This is a genomic window from Massilia sp. MP_M2 (assembly GCF_039123635.1).
In the GTDB taxonomy this organism is placed as follows: Bacteria; Pseudomonadota; Gammaproteobacteria; order Burkholderiales; family Burkholderiaceae_D; genus Telluria.
The window spans coordinates 138,406-156,342 of the sequence record NZ_JBCHJF010000009.1; the positions used below are offsets into that span (position 1 = coordinate 138,406).

Genomic DNA, 17,937 nt, shown 5'->3' on the forward strand with positions numbered 1-17,937 from the left:
GCTAAATTGCCTGCCGTCACCGTCACGTTAACCAGGCGTTAAGAAAGCGTTAAACGCAGAATGAAAAAAGCCTGACCAGCAGATGCTGGTCAGGCTTTTGATCGGCACATCAATGATGCGCCTGGATCAGTCCCTGGTGTTAAACCGTCATACGTAGGGTGGAAGGCTGCGCCGTCCACGCGTTCAAACCAAACTCCCCGTAAAATGCGAAATCCGGTTGAACGCGTGGACGGAAGGACCCGTCCACCCTACGCCATGACGATCAAGCCACGGAATTAATCGCGATACGAGTTGTAGTCTTTGCGGTAGTCGTTACGATAATCGTCACGATAGTCGCTACGGTCGCTACGGTCGCTCGAGCCACCCAGCAGCTTGGCCAGAATGAAGCCGACGCCGACTGCAGCCAGCAGTGCGCTGCCTGGGTTGTTCTTGACGTATTCCTTGCCCTGGGCCGACAGATCCGAGTACTTCTCGGTGATCTGGGTCGAACGGTCGCCGAATTTCTCTTGCGCGGTGCTGATCAGGCCACTGACCTTTTCGACGCCGGCGTGGGCCTTCGAAGCGATGTTGTCAACGACTGGCTGAGCGGCTTGCGCTGCCTTGTCGATGGCGCCGTGGGCTTTCTCTGGCGTGATCGACGAGATCGCTGCCTTGATGCCAGCAGCGGTGTTCGCTGCGGCGTCGCTGATCGACGATGCGGTCGACGAGGTCGATGGCGTCGTCGACGAACCGATGGTGGAGCCCGACGTGTTGCCGGCGCCGGTGCTGGCGCTGCTGCCGCTGTTGCTCAGACCGCTGTTGCCGGTCACGCTGCTCGTGCCCAGCGAACCGGTGCCGGTGCTGGTGCCCGACAACGACGCGTTTTGCTGGCTGCCCGAACCTGGGTTCGATGCGTTGGTTGCGTTGATGCCTTTACCCTCGGTAGACTTTTGATTATCCATGATGTAACCCTCATAAAATAGTGATCAACGCGGAGTAGAACGAAATTCGACTAGCACCACATCTTTGATTGAATAAGTCCGATACGACAAGCGGGAACGATCTTTGACTGCGTTACATCAACATCGATTTGACTCGGCATCTCTGTACATTTTCTTTGCGTCCCATCCCGGTTTGCCACCTTGCGGCAACTTTCCGAGTCGCAGTATCGGATTCACTGCGTCGCGATACAAAAAATACAATGGGCACCCCGGGCAGACCGTGCGCTGACTAACAGAACCGTCACATCGGTTCATAAAGCGGTCATTTTGGGTGATTTAGGCGCACTTTACGGCACCTGACGGTACCATACGCCCGCTCATCAACTACAGGAATGCTCGACATGGCAGTAGAGAAGGATCCCGGCGCCGCGCGCCTGCCGCCGCTGCGGCGCACGGACGCGGCCCAGGTTGAACAGGATGCCGCAGTACGCGCGCAGCGCGATGCACAGGTGCGCGGTGTGGACTCGATTCCCGGCATGCGCGAGGCGATCAAGGCCGCGGCGCGGGCGCTGCCCGCGTTCACCCACGTGCCGCGCCTGGCACGGCTCGATGCGGCGGCGTTTCGCGCGCATGCGCTGGCTGGGATGCCGTTCCTGGTCACGGACGTGGTCGGGCGCTGGCCGATCGTGCAACTGGATGTCGCCACACTGCGCGCGCAGTATGGGCATCTGCCGGTGCGCGCACGCGTGGGCGACTACGTGCACACCGCGTTCGCGCCGGACCGGGCCATGCAGGACATGCTGCTGCGCGACTATCTCGATTTGTCCACGCCGCCCGAATCGGGATTGCCGCCCTACGTGGGCAACCTGGCGCTGCGCGAGCTGAACCGGCTGTGCCACTGGCCAGCGTATTTCGACAAGATGGGGCCGCCCCGCTTCTGGATCGGCCCGGCGCGCACGATCACGCCGCTGCACTGCGACTACGACGACAATATCTTCGCCCAGATCCGCGGCGTGAAGCGGATCTTCCTCGCGCCGCCCCACCACGACGCGTATTTGTATACGCGCGAAGCCAATCCGCTGCTGTTCGGCTCGCCCGTCGATCCGGAAGCACTGGACGACGCGCGCTTTCCGCTGGCGCGCCAGGCATCATTGGTCGAAGTGATCGTCCGACCGGGCGACATGCTGTACGTGCCGGCCGGCTGGTACCACCAGGTGCGGGCGCTGGAGTTTTCGCTGTCATCGAACCGCTGGGCGCGCGGACTGCCGCTGGCGCTGGCGGGCCAGCCGCCCGGCTAGACTAGGCTGTCGTCGTTGGCCGCTCGACTGCCCGCTCGGCCGACGTTTCCTCGCCGAGCTTCAAAAACTGCGTGGAAGGCCGGCCATCCGCATTGTGCTGCACGATGCGCTTGGGCCGGCCCTTCGCATCGAGCCAGACCTGGCCGATGCCGGAGCCGTTCCACAGGCGCTCGCCGTGCTTGCGCTGATCGGGCAGGTGCGGCGTGATCGACATGGCGCGCCGCTTGGTGAGCCAGTTCAGCGGCGAGCGTGGCGAATACAGCCACCGATTGAGGCGATCGAGCCAGTTGAGCAGGTCTTCGGGGAATTCGTTCTTGAAGCCGCTGCTGGTGATCTGCCAGATATGCGGCGGCCGGGTGTCGTCGCGCACTTCGACGTCGTAGGCGAATGAATAGTGCACGTCGCCCGACAGGATCACGTAATTGCCCGGTGTGCGCGAGTGGCGGAAGATATTGAGCAGGCTGCGGGCGGCGCCGCGGTGCGCCATCCAGTTCTCGGCGTCGACGGTCAGGGCCTGACCCATCAGCGTGGCGATCTTCTGCACCACCTCGATCAGCTTCACGCCGAACATCGGCGCTGCCGACACGATCACCGCCGCCGTCTCATCGATCAGTTCATGCTGGAATTCGGTCAGCGACTCCCAGTCCATCAGACCGGACGGATGGCTCGGGCGGCGCTGGTTGCGCCAGCGCCGCGTGCGGGTATCGAGCACGATCACGGCCGGCTGCGTGCGCAGCATGTAATCCCACTGGCGGAACGTCAGCAGTCGCTCGATCAGCGCGCCATGCGGTTCGGGTGCGAGGCGATTCCTGGCGTCGGGCCTGGCGGCCATTGCGGCCATATCGTCCAGCACCTCGCCAAAGACATCGGGTCGGTTGCCCCAGCCCTGGCACAGCATGTAGGCCAGTAGCGCATTGCCCATGATGCGGCGCGAGAACGGGTGGCCGTAGGCGGTCTTTTCCCACTTGTACGACAGGTTCCAGTCATCCGTGACGTCGTGGTCATCGAAGATCATCAGCGTCTGCACGTGCGCCATCAGGCGCGCGGCGCGTGGCAATTCATCGCAGAAGCCGTGCAGGATGCCTGCTTCCTCGTGCCAGCGTTCCTGGTGCTTGGGGTCGAGCGCGGGCATGGCGATCTCGCCCACGACCTGCCATGGCACCGGCGACCAGACCAGCAGGTACATGGCCAGCACTTCACCCAGCGTCATCAGGTGGTTGTCGGCATTGGCCGTCGTGAAGATCGGCTTTTCGACGCCGCCGAAGAACTTCTCGCGCAGCGCCTCGTTCGACTTGAAGGCCGGCAGCAGGCGCTGGCGACCATAGTAGCCGTCGGGATGGGCGTACAACTCGTCGCTGTCGGCGACGATGGCGCCTTCGACGCATTCGCCGAACAGGCCCAGACGCTTGATCAGCGCGTGGGTCGCGCCCAGCATCGGGCCGGCCACGTCGTCGGCATAGACCTGGTCGCCAGCCAGTAGCAGCATCGACGGGCGCTCGCCGGCCTGGTCCAGGTGCGCGGCGATCAGATCGTCGCCCCGCGCCATGCCGTCGCGCGACGGGTGATGCGGCTTGCGGCACGATCCATACAGAATATTGTCGGAGCGGCTGCGCAGCACCATGTTCGGCATCGCTGCGCCGTCGTGCACGAGGTGCGGCGCCCAGGCCGCGATCCCTACTTCGGCGCCGCTGACGTCGGTCAGCAACAGGTCGTAGTCGATCAGTGTGTCCTGCGGCAGCGGCGCAGGCAGCGTCACGTCGATGAAGTGAATGTGCGCATCGCGCCCGATCGGGATGATCCGGCACGAGGCCTCGTCCACCACCAGCCGCTGCTTCTCGCCGCCATGCGGCTCCAGTACCAGGGTCAGGGACAACGGCGTGCTGCCGACCAGCCAAAGGACAAGACGACCAGGTTCGAGGCGGCGCAACAGCGGGCCGGCGAGGACGGATGGGAGGCCGTTGGGAGTATGTATGTGGATCACGCGGGCGACGGCGGGCTGTGGAAAAGATCGGCTCAGTGTAACAGAGCCATCTGGAAATCAAAGTTGCTCATCCACGCGCGCGGACACGCAGGATCACGCCAGATGCGTTGTCGGAAATAGTAAGGGCGTTGTAAATTCTGCTTGCACGAAGCGCAGACTGCGCTAGAATGAATGAGAATCATTATCATTATCATTTGATGGAGGACACTGTCCTCCTGCCATTTTCTGTGCCAAAGGATCTGCCATGTGCGACAAACATGCTTCGACCGTACCCTGCTCCAACGATGGCGCGCAGAGCTCGCGCCGGCGGCGCGTCTGGGAGTTGTCGCATGCGTCGCATTGTCCGCTGGTGGGCGTGGGGTTGCCGCTGAATGGGTTGCGCAAGCTGGTCGAGAAGGTGACGGGCGGGAAAGTGCTGCATGATGACTATGACATCCATGTCGGCACCGTCAGCGAATGCGCATTGCGCACGCCCGTGGCCGATGCAGTCCAGAAGGAACTCGAACGCCGCTATGCGCAGCATGTCCAGCGCTTCCGCGCGGCCAAGACCACCGAGCAGGTCGACGCGCTGTGGGCGGCGGCCGTTGCGGCGGGCGATGTGGCTGGTGCGTTCTGGGCCGGGCTGTCGCATCCGCGCTGCACCGTGGCGCTCGAAGAGAAGATGTGCCGTGATATCCACATGGTGCAGCACCAGGCCGGCGCCTGCGCCCGCGCCGACATCAACAAGTTCAATGCGATCGTTGCCGACCATACCCGGCTTGAGCGCGAGGTCGTCCGCTTGCAGGAACGCTGCAATGCGTTGACGCACGAAAAAGCGCTGGATGCCGAGCGCCACGAGCAGCACTTGATGACGGCGCGCGCCGCCACCATTGCCCGGGACGGCGATGTCGCTACCCTGCGCGCCGAGCTGGCGCGCCTGCAAGCCAGCGTCCCCGACCTCGACACCCGCGAACGCATGGCCGAGCGCATCGCACAACTTGAAATGCGCGAGCAGGCCCTGCGTGCGCAGGTCGCTGAACTGAAGACATTGCGCGCGGCCGCACCCGATGCCGAGGCGGTACCCGAGCGGGTGCCGGAACCGGTCGCCGTCCCCGTTGCGATGCCGGTACGGCTGCACAACCGCGCCGTGCTGTGCGTGGGCGGGCGCAGCAGCAGCGTGCCGATCTACCGGACGATGATCGAGCAAGTCGGTGCCCAGTTCGCGCACCACGACGGCGGCCTGGAAGACAGCAGCAGCCAGCTCGATGCGAGCCTGGCCGCCGCCGACCTGGTGATTTGCCAGACCGGCTGCATCAGCCACAGCGCCTACTGGCGCGTGAAGGACCATTGCAAGCGCCATGGCAAACGCTGTGTGTTCGTCGACAACCCGAGCGTGTCGGGCATGGCGCGCGGCCTGCAGGAAGCCGCGACCGAAGAGACCCAAGCTAGTTAACAGCTGACGTCAGCCAGCACACGGATCGCCTCCACCATAGGATTGCGCGGCGCGCGCTTCGTGAAGTACGCCTGCATCAGGCCGCACCCAGAACTCCTGTGCTGGCGGTACGCATCATGCAGATCCAGGTCACGTCGACCGGGGTGATCACCACGCGAGTGTTATTTCTATTGCAAGTATGACGATATTGCTCTGATCCTCATCCGCATACATCCCATGCCAGCAACCCGGAAGGCCAACGCGATGAAATCGATCGACGGCCTGCTGCAAGACTCCATCAATGGCCTGTGATCTGCCAAGGGGACGAAAGCGGCAATATCAAAGGCGTGCCCGGCACTGGTCATCTGGCCCAATACGCCCACCCCACTATGCTGACCGTGATATTTCAGGTTGAACGCGAGTGGCAGGCAATCGATGACCGAAAATTTGGCATCGGGAATATCAGTGTGGCGGGCGGACTCAGGTTCGACCACGCCACCCACATGAAGGGCAGCGACATGGACATCCGCCCGGTCCGCAAAGACAAGCTGGTCGGTCAGGCTGCCCGGTGCTCGTACCGGGACGCGATCTACGATCAGGTGGCTACGATCAAACTGGTCAGCCTGTTTTTACGGCACCCGCTCGTCAAGCTCATCTGCTTCAACGACGCCAAGGTGCGCGAGGTGTGCGGTTCGCTTGTAAAGCCATGGCGTGACCATGATGATCATCTTCACATCGGACTTTGGGAGCGGCCATGAACGTTCGCTTGACCTGTCTTGCTGGGGCTATTGCGCTGGCTTCAGTCGCCTCTGCTGGCGAAAGCAAGAGCCAAAGCCGGTACCTGGCCAAACCACTCACCGGAGATTTTTACATGTACGGCGGCAGCCTCGGCGACTCGACCCCACCGACGGACAAGGACAGGAAATTATCGTTGATGGTGACAGGGCCACTTGCCAGGGATTTGTTCGACCATCTTGGCGCCGACATCAAGCACGCCTGTGGCGCCGGGCCTGACCAGCGGGAACGCGGCAAAGGCGATCTTGGCTGCATCTGGACGAAGAGCGAAGGGTACTCGTGCTACGTCGGCCTTGATCTTCGGACAGGGAGAAGCATGCGAGGGCTGACCTGCTGACCGAGTGGTTACACGATCAGACGAAGTGCAGGGAAAAGAAAAAAGGGTTACCGGCCGAAGCCTGTAACCCTTTGATCTGACTAACTAATTTTGGTGCCGCTGACCGGAATCGAACTGGTGACCTTCGCATTACGAATGCGCTGCTCTACCGACTGAGCTACAGCGGCGAAACCTGTGCTTCGCCTTCCATCATGCCCGACAAACAAACCGTCGCTCACGAAAGAGCCGTATTCTAGCAAACAAACCGGCAACCTTGCTAGTGTGTATCGCGTCCCTGTCGCAAGATTTCCGGTTTGCCTAATTTATACGCAGACGATCAGACGCGCCATCAGGCCGCGTGATAGCCCGTAACGACATCCACTTCTTCCTTCGAGCCCAGGAACACCGGCACGCGCTGGTGCAGCTTGGTCGGCTGGATATCGAGGATGCGGCCCTTGCCGTCGGTGGCCGCGCCGCCGGCCTGCTCGACGATCATCGCCATCGGATTGGCTTCGTACATCAGGCGCAGCTTGCCTGGCATGCTCGTGTCGCGCAGGTCGGCCGGGTACATGAAGACGCCGCCGCGGGTCAGGATGCGGTGCACGTCGGCCACCATCGAGGCGACCCAGCGCATATTGAAGTCCTTGCCGCGCGGGCCGGTGGACCCTAGCAGCAGCTCGTCGACGTAACGCTGGACCGGCGGGTGCCAGTGGCGCTGGTTCGACATATTGATCGCGAATTCCTTGGTGGCTGCCGGAATCTGCATATCGCTCTGGGTCAGCACCCACGAACCCTGCTCGCGGTCGAGCGTGAAGCAATGCACGCCATTGCCGGTGGTGAGCACCAGCATCGTCTGCGGGCCGTACACGGCGTAACCGGCGGCCACCTGCGTGCTGCCGGCCTGCAAAAAGTCTTGCTCGGTCGGGTCCTGCATGCCTTCCGGGGCTTTCAGCACCGAGAAGATCGTGCCGATCGACACGTTGACGTCGATGTTCGACGAGCCATCCAGTGGGTCGAACAGCAGCAGGAATTCGCCCTTCGGATAGCGGCTCGGGATCTGGCGGATGGTTTCCATTTCTTCGGACGCCATCGCGGCCAGGTGGCCGCCCCACTCGTTCGCTTCGAGCAGGATCTCGTTGGAGATCACGTCGAGCTTTTTCTGCACTTCGCCCTGGATGTTTTCGGTGTCGGCGCTGCCGAGCACTTCGCCCAGCGCGCCCTTGCTCACCGCATAGCTGATGCGCTTGCAGGCGCGGGCCACGACTTCGATCAGCAGGCGCAACTCCGCATTGATGCTCTGGTGCTGGCGTTGCTCTTCCACCAGGTACTGCGTCAGACTTACGCGTTTCATGGATTCCTCAGGTTGTGTTGAATGTGTTTAGTTGGCCAGCGCCTTGCCGACGATTTCGCGCACGTCGTTCGACAGCTTGACCTGCCCCGCCACCTTCTGCAAGGCTTCGCGCATCTGCCACTGCAGCGCCGGCGCATAACGGCGCCAGCGGTCCATCGCGCGCGCCAGGCGGCTGGCCACTTGCGGGTTGAGCGCGTCGAGTGCGATGACCTGCTCGGCCCAGAAGGCGTAGCCGCTGCCGTCCGGCGCATGGAACTGCACCGGATTGTTCACGCAGAACATCGAAACCAGGCTGCGCGCGCGGTTCGGGTTACGCAGCGTGAAGGCCGGGTGCGTCATCAGCGCGCGCACCGCCGCCAGATCCGTGGCCGGGCTTGACGCCTGCATCGCGAACCATTTGTCCACGACCAGCGCTTCGTTCTGGAATTCGTCATAGAACACGGCCAGTGCGTCGGCCGCCTGCGGCACGCGCGCGGCGACCAGGGCGCCCAGTGCCGCGGCGCGGTCGGTCATATTGTCTGCCTCATCGAACTGGCGCTGCGCCAGTGCGACGCTGGCGGCGTCCGGCGCGGCGTTCAGGTAGGCCAGTGCCAGGTTTTTGAGGGCGCGCTTGCCGGCCGAAGCGGCGTCCGGGCTGTAGGGGCCGGGCGTGGCGTTGGCGGCGTACTGGGCCATGAGCTCACTGCGCAGGCGCGCGCCAAGGTCGGCGCGCACGAACTGGCGCGCGATGTGCACGGCCAGCGGATCGACGCACTCGAGCTGCTCGGCCACCATCGATTCGGATGGCAGCGTCAGGCACTGCTCGCGGAAGGCCGGATCGCGCGTCTCGTCGACCAGGATCTTGCGCAGCGCCTCGACAAAGGTCTCGTCCAGGTTCAGGCTCGCGGCGGCATCGTCCTTGCTACCCGCTTCGCCGGTGAGTTTCAGCAGGCGTTCCATGGCCAGGCGCTGGCCCGCTTCCCAGCGGTTGACCGGGTCGCTGTCGTGGCTGAACAGGTGCAGCAGGTCGGCATCGGTGTAGCCGCCCTGCAGGATGACCGGCGCCGAAAAGTCGCGCAGCACCGAGGCCACCGGTTGCTCGCTCACGCCCGTGAAGACGAAGGTCTGCTCGGCCTCGGTCAGTTCGAGCACGGCGGTCGTGCCGCGCTGCGCGCCATCGACGACGAGCGGCATGTCGGCGCCGGCGGCGTCGAGCAGGCCGACCGCCACCGGAATATGGAACGGCAGTTTCTCGGTCTGGCCGGGCGTGCCCGGGCACGACTGGGCCAGCGTGAGCGTGTAGGTCTGTGCGGCCTTGTCCCAGCGCCCGTCGAAGCGCAGCACTGGCGTGCCGGCCTGGCTGTACCAGCGCTCGAACTGGGCCAGTTCGCGCTTGTTGGCGTCGGCCATCGCGCGGCGGAAGTCGTCGCATTCGACGGCCTGCTCGTCATGGCGCGCGAAGTACAGGTCCATGCCCTTGCGGAAACCGTCGACGCCGAACAGCGTCTGGTACATGCGCACGACTTCGGCACCCTTTTCGTACACCGTCACCGTGTAGAAATTGTTGATCTCGACAAACGAGTCGGGCCGCACCGGGTGCGCCATCGGGCCAGCGTCTTCGGGGAACTGGGCCTGGCGCAGCGTGCGTACCTGGTCGATGCGGGTCACGGCGCGCCCGGTGGCGGTGCCGATCATGTCGGCCGTGAATTCCTGGTCACGAAATACCGTCAGGCCTTCTTTGAGCGACAACTGGAACCAGTCGCGGCACGTTACGCGGTTGCCGGTCCAGTTGTGGAAGTATTCGTGCGCCACCACGGCCTCGATGCCCTGGAAGTCGATGTCGGTGGCCACGCGCGGGTTGGCCAGCACGAACTTGGTGTTGAAGATGTTCAGGCCCTTGTTTTCCATCGCGCCCATATTGAAGTCGTTCGTGGCGACGATCATGAAGCGGTCCAGGTCGAGTTCGAGCCCGTATTTTTCTTCGTCCCAGCGGATGCTGTGCTTGAGCGACTGCATCGCGTAGTCGGTCTTGTCCAGATTGCCGTCCTCGACCCACACCTGCAGCAGCGCGTCGCGGCCATCGGCCAGGCGGAAGGTTTCTTCCTGGCAGACCAGTTGCGCGGCGACGAGGGCGAACAGGTACGACGGCTTCTTGAACGGGTCTTCCCACATTGCATAGTGGCGGCCATCGTCCAGGTCGCCTTGTTCGAGCAGATTGCCGTTGGACAGCAGCACCGGATAGCGGGCCTTGTCGGCGCGCAGCATCACGGTGAACTTGGCCATCACGTCCGGACGGTCCGGGAAGAACGTGATGCGGCGAAAGCCCTCGGCTTCGCACTGCGTGAAGAAGTTGCCGTTGGACACATACAAGCCGCTCAGCGTCGTGTTCTTGTCAGGCGCGCACAGCGTTTCGATTTCGAGCACCACGTCATCGGGCGCCGAGCGGATCGTCAGCAGGTTGTTGGCCAGCGTGTAGTCACGCTTGCCCAGCAGCTTGCCATTCAGGCGCAGCGCCACCAGCTCAATGTCTTCACCATGCAGTTCGATGCCGCGCGTGGTGGCGGCCGGATTGCGCCGCAGCGTGAGACGGCTGGCCACGACGGTGCGCGCCGGGTCCAGGTCGAAGCCGAGTTCGACGGTATCCACCAGATAGCTGGGCGGGGTATAGTCCTTGCGGAAGATGGTCTGGGGCGTATCGGTGCGCATGGTGGGCTTGGGCTGACACAGTGGATGAGGGGCTTATTTTACCAACAAGCTTTTGGATCGCCGCCGACGAATTGCCATGTATCGCTTTGTAGGCACGGTAACCGGGTGTAAAAGTGGCTCCGCCAATTCCAAACAAGCGGTAATCTTGATGATCGGGGAAAAACCGACAAGACAAACGGGAGATTTGCATGAAACGCTTCATCACGATTGCTCTGGGCACCGCGTTCGCGTTGCTGCTGGGCGGCTGCGCGACGAGCATCCGCAGCGATGTCACCACGTTCCACCAATGGCCGGCGCAGATTGCCGACAAGAGCTATGTGTTTGAAGTGCCGTCGCCGCAGGACGATACCCTCGAGTGGCGCAGCTACCAGGAACTGGTGCGTGGCCAGCTGGCGCGCCAGGGCTTCCGCGATGCCGACGGCGCCACGCCGGCGCTGACCGTGGCGATGCGCTTTACCACCACCGAGGTGCCGGTGCGCGTGATCGAACCGTTGATGACGCCGTATTTCTATCCGAGTGCGCGCTTCGGCTATGGCGGCTACCGCGGCGGCTTCAACCGCCGCTACTGGGGCGGCTGGTACAGCCCGTTCTACGATCCGTTCTGGGGCCCGTACCCGTCGTACCAGACGTCGATCGAGCACCAGTACCGGCGCGAACTGCAGGTGGCGATCAAGTCGTCACGCGACGGCAAGCGCCTGTTCGAAGTGACCGTTCACAACACGAGCCGCACCATGTCGACACCCGACGTCATGCCGGCGCTGGTGCAAAGCGCGTTCGAGGGCTTCCCCGGCCAGTCGGGCGTGGCGCGCCGCGTGGTGGTAACAAAAGAACCGGGCGCCTGATGGCCCCTTGAAGGATCCGGCGAGGGCCAGGCAACGCTGCCTGGCCTTTTTTACGTCCGCATGGTCAGCGCTAGCTGAAATACGCCTCCGACCCGAACGTGATCGCCACGACCAGTAGCAAGGCCAGCAGCAGCACGACCAGCAGCCGCCCGAACTTCGGCGAACCGTCGTTTGCCGGCGGTGAGGGCGGCGTGAACGGCGCCTCGTCACGGGTATCCCTCATGGCAACAACACCGTCGAGCCGGTGGTGCGGCGCGACTCGAGCGCGCGGTGCGCGTCAGCCGCCTGCGCCAGCGGGAAGGTCTGGTTGACGTTGATACTCACCTCGCCGCTCGTGACCATCTCGAACAGCTCGGCCGACATCGTCTCGGCTTCCTGCTGGTTGGTCATGTAGTCGAACAGGGTCGGGCGCGTGATGTACAGAGAACCGCGCCGGGCCAATTCGCCGGGCGTGAAGGGTTCCACGGCGCCCGAGGCATTGCCGAAGCTGACCATCAGGCCGCGCCGCTGCAGGCAGTCGAGCGACGCGGCAAACGTGTCCTTGCCCACCGAGTCGTACACCACCGGCACACCGGCCCCGCCCGTGATCTCACGCACACGCGCCACGATGTCTTCGTCGTTGTAGTTGATGACGTGCGCCGCGCCGTGCGCCAGCGCCAGTTCGCCCTTCTCGGTCGAGCCGACGGTGCCGATCAGCTGCACGCCAAGGGCGCGCGCCCACTGGCAGGCGATCAGGCCCACGCCGCCGGCCGCAGCGTGAAACAGGATCGTCTGGCCCGCCTGCAGCGGGTAGGTCGAGCGAAACAGGTATTGCACCGTCAGGCCCTGCAGCATCATGGCCGCCGCGGTCTCGAACGAGATTGCGTCTGGCAGCTTGACCACGACCGCTGCCGGCAGCACGCGCAGGTCGGCGTAGGCGCCGTTGGGACCGCCAGCGTAGGCGACGCGGTCGCCCGGCTGCACATTGGTCACGCCCTCGCCCACCGCCTCGACCACGCCCGCACCTTCCTTGCCCAGGCCGCCGGGCAGCGGCTGCGGATACAGGCCGGTGCGAAAGTACACGTCGATGAAGTTCAGGCCGATCGCGTGCTGGCGCAGCAGGATCTCGCCCGGGCCGGGCGCGCCCACGGCGACATCGACATACTCCATCACCTCGGGGCCGCCATTGGCGGCGATGCGGATTGCTTTGGCGTGCATGTGGTTCTCCTTTGTGTGCACCAAGAATACCGTATTCATGCCCGCCGCCGGCGAAAGCGCTGGCGCGCAAGACTGTTGTTTCCATGCCGATTCTTGACCGTGGCTTGATGGCCCTCCGACCTTTTTGCAAGGGGGCGCTATGCTAGAATGTCGGCCACTCTTGCATACCGTCTAAGGAATTCTCGACATGGCTGGACACAGCAAATGGGCCAATATCAAGCACAAAAAGGCCGCAACTGACGCCAAGCGCGGCAAGATCTGGACGCGCCTGATCAAGGAAATCACCGTCGCCGCGCGCATGGGCGGCAGCGACATCCCGTCCAATCCGCGCCTGCGCCTGGCGGTCGAGAAGGCGGCTGATGCGAATATGCCGAAAGATAACGTCACGCGCGCCATCCAGCGCGGTTCGGGCGAGCTCGAGGGCGTCAACTACGAAGAAGTGCGCTATGAAGGCTACGGCATCGGCGGCGCGGCGATCATCGTCGAGTGCCTGACCGACAACCGCGTACGCACCGTGGCCGAAGTGCGCCACGCATTCAGCAAGAACGGCGGCAATATGGGCACCGAAGGCTCGGTCGCGTTCATGTTCCAGCACACGGGCCAGTTCCTGTTCGCACCGGGCGTGGACGAAGACAAGCTGATGGAAGCGGCGCTCGAGGCCGGCGCCGACGATGTCGCGGCCGACGACGAAGGCGGCTTCGAAGTGCTGTGCGATCCGCACGCCTTCGCCGGCGTGAAAGAAGCACTCGAAGCGGCCGGCTTCAAGGCCGAAGTGGCCGAAGTCATCATGAAACCCGCCACCGAAACGGTGTTTACGGGCGACGACGCAATCAAGATGCAGAAGCTGCTCGATGCACTGGAAAACCTGGACGACGTCCAGGAAGTATTCACCAACGCCGTGATCGACGAATAACCTGGTAGGCAATATGAAAATTCTCGTAGTCGGCTCGGGCGGCCGCGAACACGCTCTGGCGTGGAAACTGGCCCAATCGGAACGCGCCCAGACGGTCTTCGTCGCCCCCGGCAACGGCGGCACCGAGCTCGACACGCGCCTGGTGACGGTCGACCTGCACGAGCCGCAGGCGCTGGCCGACTTCGTCGTGGCCGAGCACATCGCGCTCACGCTGGTGGGCCCCGAAGTACCGCTGGCCGCCGGCATCGTCAACCTGTTCCGCTCGCGCGGCCTGAAGATCTTCGGCCCCACCCGCGAAGCAGCCCAGCTCGAAAGCTCGAAGGATTTCGCCAAGTCGTTCATGCAGCGCCACGGCATCCCGACCGCCAAGTACGAAACCTTCTCGGACGCGGCCGCGGCCCACGCCTACATCGACGCCAATGGCGCGCCGATCGTCATCAAGGCCGACGGCCTGGCTGCCGGCAAGGGCGTCGTCGTGGCGATGACGCTCGACGAAGCGCACGGCGCCGTCGAGCACATGCTGGCCGATAACGCCTTTGGCGACGCCGGCGCGCGCATCGTCATCGAAGAATTCCTGGCCGGCGAAGAAGCCAGCTTCATCGTCATGTGCGACGGCAAGAACGTGCTGGCGCTGGCCACGAGCCAGGACCACAAGCGCCTGAAGGACCACGACCAGGGCCCGAACACGGGCGGCATGGGGGCGTACTCGCCGGCGCCGATCGTCACGCCGTCGATGCATGCACGCGTGATGCGCGAGATCATCAACCCGACCATCCAGGGCATGGCGCGCGACGGCATTCCGTTCACGGGCTTCCTGTACGCGGGCCTGATGATCGATGCCGATGGCAATCCGCGCACACTGGAATTTAATTGCCGCATGGGCGACCCGGAAACCCAGCCGATCATGGCGCGCCTGAAAAGCGACTTCGCCACCGTGCTCGAACACGCCTGCAACGGCACGCTCGACACGGTCGAACTCGAATGGGACCGCCGCACCGCCGTGGGCGTCGTGATGGCCGCCGCCGGCTATCCCGACAGTCCGCGCAAGGGCGACGTGATCGACGGCATCCCGCCGGAAGCACCCGAATGCGTCACCTTCCACGCCGGCACGCGCGTCGTGGGCGGCACGCTGCAAGCCAATGGCGGGCGGGTGCTATGCGTCGTGGGTCTGGGCGACAGCGTCCGGATGGCACAGAAGCGCGCGTACGAAACGGTCGAGAAGATCCACTTCAATGGCGCGCAGTACCGGCGCGACATCGGCTGGCGCGGGATTAAATAAGCGACCAGGCAAGCAAGCGCGCGCGCTGGTGGACGAACCCGTCCGCCAGTGCCGCCAATGCCACAACCGGTAACCACCACGTGCGCAGGTGTACAATCTGCGCTCTTTTCATTTCCCGACCGCGATCGCTTCATGCCATCCCTTCATAGCGCAGCCATCAAGGCCTGGTTGCTCGACCTCCAGGCACGCATTGTCCAGGACCTCGAACAGGTCGATGGCAAGCCGTTCCTGCGCGATGCGTGGGCGCGTCCCGAAGGCGGCGGCGGCATCTCGCGCCTGATCGAAGAAGGCAATGTGTTCGAGCGCGGCGGCGTGAACTTCTCGCACGTGATGGGCGCCGCCCTGCCCCCGTCGGCCAGCGCCGTGCGCCCCGAACTGGCCGGCCGCGCCTGGGAAGCAATGGGCGTGTCGCTGGTGCTGCATCCGCGTAATCCGTATGCGCCAACGGTGCACATGAACGTGCGGTTTTTTGAAGCGACCGCGTCCGGGGAAGAACCGGTCTGGTGGTTCGGCGGCGGCATGGATCTCACGCCGTATTACGGCGACGAGGGCGACGCGCGCCACTTCCACCAGAGCTGCCACGACGCCCTGGCACCGTTCGGCCCGACGCTGCACCCGCGCTTCAAGAACTGGTGCGACGAGTATTTTTATCTGAAGCACCGCAAGGAAGCGCGCGGCGTGGGCGGCATCTTTTTCGATGACCTGAACGAACTGGGGTTCGACCAGTCGTGCGCGCTGATGCAAAGCGTGGGCAACAGCTTCACCACGGCCTACCTGCCGATTTTGGAACGCCGCAAGGACCAGCCGTACGGCGAGCGCGAGCGCGATTTCCAGGCCTACCGGCGCGGCCGCTATGTCGAGTTCAACCTGGTGTGGGACCGCGGCACGCTGTTCGGCCTGCAGTCGGGCGGGCGCACCGAGGCGATCCTGATGTCGATGCCGCCGATCGTGAAATGGCGCTACGATTGGCAGCCCGAGCCGGGCAGCCCGGAAGCGCGCCTGGCGACCGACTTTTTGCCGCACCGGGACTGGCTCGCGCCGTGACGGCTTGCATCGCCGTGCTGGGCGGCAGCTTCGATCCGGTGCACCGCGGCCACGTCGCGCTGGGCCAATTGTTTTGCGGCTTGCTGCAGGCGGACGAATTGCGCATCCTGCCGGCCGGCCGACCGTGGCAAAAGAACGGCCTGGAAGCCGGCGACGCGCATCGCATCGCGATGCTCGAACTGGCGTTCGGGCCACTAAACAACGACAAGCTGAAGGTCGTGTTCGACCTGCAGGAAATCGAACGCACGACGCCGACCTACACGGTCGAGACCCTGCGCGCGCTGCGCCGGGAACTCGGCCCGCAGGCATCGATCGTCTTCCTGATGGGCGCCGACCAGCTGCGCAATCTGGATACCTGGAATGAATGGCGCGAACTGTTCGCGCTGGCCAATTTGGGTGTGGCCACGCGCCCGGGTTACGACCTGGCGCAAGAAACATTGCCGCCACCGGTGGCACAAGAATTGTCGACGCGCCTTGCGACGCCCGACACCGTGCGCGCAAGCAGCCACGGAAAAGTTTGCCTCGCACCGACGCTGGACGTCGACATTTCGTCAAGCCGCATTCGTGCGGCCTTGCACGCGGGCCTGGAAGCGGACGCAAACGCGCTCGCAATGGCGCAAGTGCTAGACTATATTCAACAACATAACCTGTACAAAAACTAATGGATCTCAAGAAACTGCAAACCCTCGTCGTCGACGCCCTGGAAGATGTCAAGGGCCAGGACATCACCATGTTCGACACGACGCACCTGACCAGCCTGTTCGACCGCATCGTGGTCGTCTCGGGCACCTCGAACCGCCAGACCAAGTCGCTGGCCGCATCGGTGCGCGACAAGGTCAAGGCTGCCGGCGGCGACGTCATCGGCATGGAAGGCGGAGACACCGGTGAGTGGGTGCTGGTCGATCTGGGCGACATCATCGTCCACATCATGCAGCCGGCCATTCGCCAGTACTACCGCCTCGAAGAAATCTGGGGCGAAAAGCCGGTCAAGCTGGGCGCCGCCAAGCGCAAGTCGACCGTCGAAGGCACCGAAGCCGACGCCGCCAAGCCAAAGTCGAAGCACCTTGCCGCCAACCAGGACAAGGTCGAGGCCAAGCCGGTCAACGAGCGCAAGCCTGTCGCCAAGCGCGCCGCCACCGTCGCCAAGACCATCGCTGCCGAAGGCCCTGCTGCCACCAAGAAGCCGGCTGCAAAAAAGGTCGCTGCCAAGGCTGTCCCAAGCGGCAAGACCGTGAAGGTCGGCCCGAGCAAGACCGAGACCGCTGCTGTCGAAGCGACCAAGGCCAAGCCGCCAAAGCGCGCCGTGAAAGCTGCCGCGCCGAAAGAAGCGCCAGCGGTCGAAGCGCCGGTCAAGAAAGTGATCCGTCGTATCAAGAAGGATGTCGAGTAAGCGTCCATGCAATTGATCATTGCCGCGGTCGGTCACAAGATGCCGGCCTGGATCGAGTCGGGTTTTACCGAGTACACGAAGCGCATGCCACCCGAGCTGCGCATCGTGCTCAAGGAAATCAAGCCGGTCGAGCGCTCCGGCAGCAAGACCGCCGCCACGGCGATGGCGCTCGAACGCGAGCGCATCGAAGCGGTCTTGCCCAAGGGCGTACGCATCATCGCGCTCGACGAGCGCGGCCGCGACCTGACCAGCGTCGGTCTGTCACAGCAGCTGGAAACCTGGCAACGTGACGGGCGCGACACGGCGTTCCTGATCGGTGGCGCCGATGGTCTCGATCCCGAGCTCAAGGCGCGCGCCGAGGGCTTGATCCGTATTTCCAGCATGACGCTGCCGCACGGTATGGTGCGGGTGATGCTGGCCGAGCAGCTGTATCGCGCCTGGTCGATTACCCAGAACCACCCTTACCATCGGGTCTGAATGTGCTCGTGCAGTCATTATTTGTAGGCCTGACTGCT

The 17,937-nt window shown here is 63.8% G+C and carries 17 protein-coding genes and 1 tRNA gene; 11 read left to right on the forward strand and 7 right to left on the reverse strand.

The features are described from left to right. Positions 1-275 precede the first annotated feature (275 nt). On the reverse strand, positions 276-941 hold the full coding sequence (locus RCH14_RS18410; protein ID WP_343027556.1) for a hypothetical protein: 666 nt from the start codon (positions 939-941) through the stop codon (positions 276-278). A gap of 380 nt (positions 942-1,321) precedes the next feature. On the opposite strand from RCH14_RS18410, the gene RCH14_RS18415 reads away from it, so the two are divergent. Continuing rightward, positions 1,322-2,218 (forward strand): cupin-like domain-containing protein, encoded by an 897-nt coding sequence (locus RCH14_RS18415; protein ID WP_343027557.1) that lies wholly within the window; start codon positions 1,322-1,324, stop codon positions 2,216-2,218. Position 2,219: 1 nt separating this feature from the next. On the opposite strand, the gene RCH14_RS18420 is transcribed toward RCH14_RS18415, so the two are convergent. Further along, the gene (locus RCH14_RS18420; protein WP_343027558.1) at positions 2,220-4,145 is read right to left on the reverse strand and encodes an alkaline phosphatase family protein; all 1,926 of its coding nucleotides are present in this window, start codon (positions 4,143-4,145) and stop codon (positions 2,220-2,222) included. Between the two features lie 298 nt (positions 4,146-4,443). Here RCH14_RS18420 and RCH14_RS18425 point away from each other — a divergent pair, with 298 nt between their 5' ends. From RCH14_RS18425 to RCH14_RS18435, 3 genes are all read left to right on the forward strand, one after another. Then, entirely contained in the window at positions 4,444-5,631 is a 1,188-nt protein-coding gene (locus RCH14_RS18425) for a DUF2325 domain-containing protein (RefSeq protein ID WP_343027559.1), read from the forward strand. A gap of 287 nt (positions 5,632-5,918) precedes the next feature. Then, the gene (locus tag RCH14_RS18430) at positions 5,919-6,368 is read left to right on the forward strand and encodes a hypothetical protein (protein WP_343027560.1); all 450 of its coding nucleotides are present in this window, start codon (positions 5,919-5,921) and stop codon (positions 6,366-6,368) included. Then, a complete protein-coding gene (locus RCH14_RS18435) occupies positions 6,365-6,742 on the forward strand; it encodes a hypothetical protein (protein WP_343027561.1) in 378 nt (125 codons plus the stop codon). Before RCH14_RS18430 ends, RCH14_RS18435 begins: the two co-directional genes overlap by 4 nt. A 91-nt stretch (positions 6,743-6,833) precedes the next feature. Here RCH14_RS18435 and RCH14_RS18440 read toward each other — a convergent pair. The 3 genes from RCH14_RS18440 to pepN all read right to left on the reverse strand — a co-directional run bounded on the left by RCH14_RS18440 (position 6,834) and on the right by pepN (position 10,757). Beyond that, positions 6,834-6,909, reverse strand: a tRNA-Thr gene (locus RCH14_RS18440). 161 nt (positions 6,910-7,070) lie between these two features. After that, on the reverse strand, positions 7,071-8,072 hold the full coding sequence (locus RCH14_RS18445) for a class 1 fructose-bisphosphatase (protein WP_343027562.1): 1,002 nt from the start codon (positions 8,070-8,072) through the stop codon (positions 7,071-7,073). A 27-nt stretch (positions 8,073-8,099) separates the two neighbouring features. Next, positions 8,100-10,757, reverse strand: coding sequence for an aminopeptidase N (gene pepN, locus RCH14_RS18450; protein ID WP_343027563.1), 2,658 nt, complete (start codon positions 10,755-10,757; stop codon positions 8,100-8,102). A gap of 188 nt (positions 10,758-10,945) precedes the next feature. On the opposite strand from pepN, the gene RCH14_RS18455 reads away from it, so the two are divergent. After that, positions 10,946-11,599 carry a DUF4136 domain-containing protein gene (locus RCH14_RS18455; RefSeq protein WP_343027564.1) on the forward strand — a complete coding sequence of 218 codons (654 nt, stop codon included), beginning with the start codon at positions 10,946-10,948 and terminating at the stop codon, positions 11,597-11,599. Between the two features lie 70 nt (positions 11,600-11,669). Here RCH14_RS18455 and RCH14_RS18460 read toward each other — a convergent pair whose 3' ends face one another. Beyond that, a complete protein-coding gene (locus tag RCH14_RS18460; RefSeq protein ID WP_343027565.1) occupies positions 11,670-11,822 on the reverse strand; it encodes a hypothetical protein in 153 nt (50 codons plus the stop codon). Next, the gene (locus RCH14_RS18465) at positions 11,819-12,796 is read right to left on the reverse strand and encodes a quinone oxidoreductase (RefSeq protein WP_343027566.1); all 978 of its coding nucleotides are present in this window, start codon (positions 12,794-12,796) and stop codon (positions 11,819-11,821) included. Before RCH14_RS18465 ends, RCH14_RS18460 begins: the two co-directional genes overlap by 4 nt. Positions 12,797-12,983: 187 nt before the next feature. Between RCH14_RS18465 and RCH14_RS18470 the strand changes: the two genes are divergently transcribed. The 6 genes from RCH14_RS18470 (at position 12,984) to rlmH (ending at position 17,899) form a co-directional block, all read left to right on the forward strand. Next, positions 12,984-13,709 carry a YebC/PmpR family DNA-binding transcriptional regulator gene (locus RCH14_RS18470; RefSeq protein WP_343027567.1) on the forward strand — a complete coding sequence of 242 codons (726 nt, stop codon included), beginning with the start codon at positions 12,984-12,986 and terminating at the stop codon, positions 13,707-13,709. 13 nt (positions 13,710-13,722) lie between these two features. Beyond that, positions 13,723-14,988 carry a phosphoribosylamine--glycine ligase gene (gene purD, locus RCH14_RS18475; RefSeq protein ID WP_343027568.1) on the forward strand — a complete coding sequence of 422 codons (1,266 nt, stop codon included), beginning with the start codon at positions 13,723-13,725 and terminating at the stop codon, positions 14,986-14,988. A gap of 132 nt (positions 14,989-15,120) precedes the next feature. Continuing rightward, a complete protein-coding gene (gene hemF, locus RCH14_RS18480; RefSeq protein WP_343027569.1) occupies positions 15,121-16,032 on the forward strand; it encodes an oxygen-dependent coproporphyrinogen oxidase in 912 nt (303 codons plus the stop codon). Next, the gene (locus RCH14_RS18485; protein ID WP_343027570.1) at positions 16,029-16,694 is read left to right on the forward strand and encodes a nicotinate-nucleotide adenylyltransferase; all 666 of its coding nucleotides are present in this window, start codon (positions 16,029-16,031) and stop codon (positions 16,692-16,694) included. The genes hemF and RCH14_RS18485 overlap by 4 nt, the downstream gene beginning before the upstream one ends. Beyond that, entirely contained in the window at positions 16,694-17,422 is a 729-nt protein-coding gene (rsfS, locus tag RCH14_RS18490; protein WP_343027571.1) for a ribosome silencing factor, read from the forward strand. The genes RCH14_RS18485 and rsfS overlap by 1 nt, the downstream gene beginning before the upstream one ends. A 6-nt stretch (positions 17,423-17,428) precedes the next feature. Continuing rightward, positions 17,429-17,899, forward strand: a complete 471-nt coding sequence (gene rlmH, locus RCH14_RS18495) for a 23S rRNA (pseudouridine(1915)-N(3))-methyltransferase RlmH (RefSeq protein WP_183556438.1) — start codon at positions 17,429-17,431, stop codon at positions 17,897-17,899. Positions 17,900-17,937 lie beyond the last annotated feature (38 nt).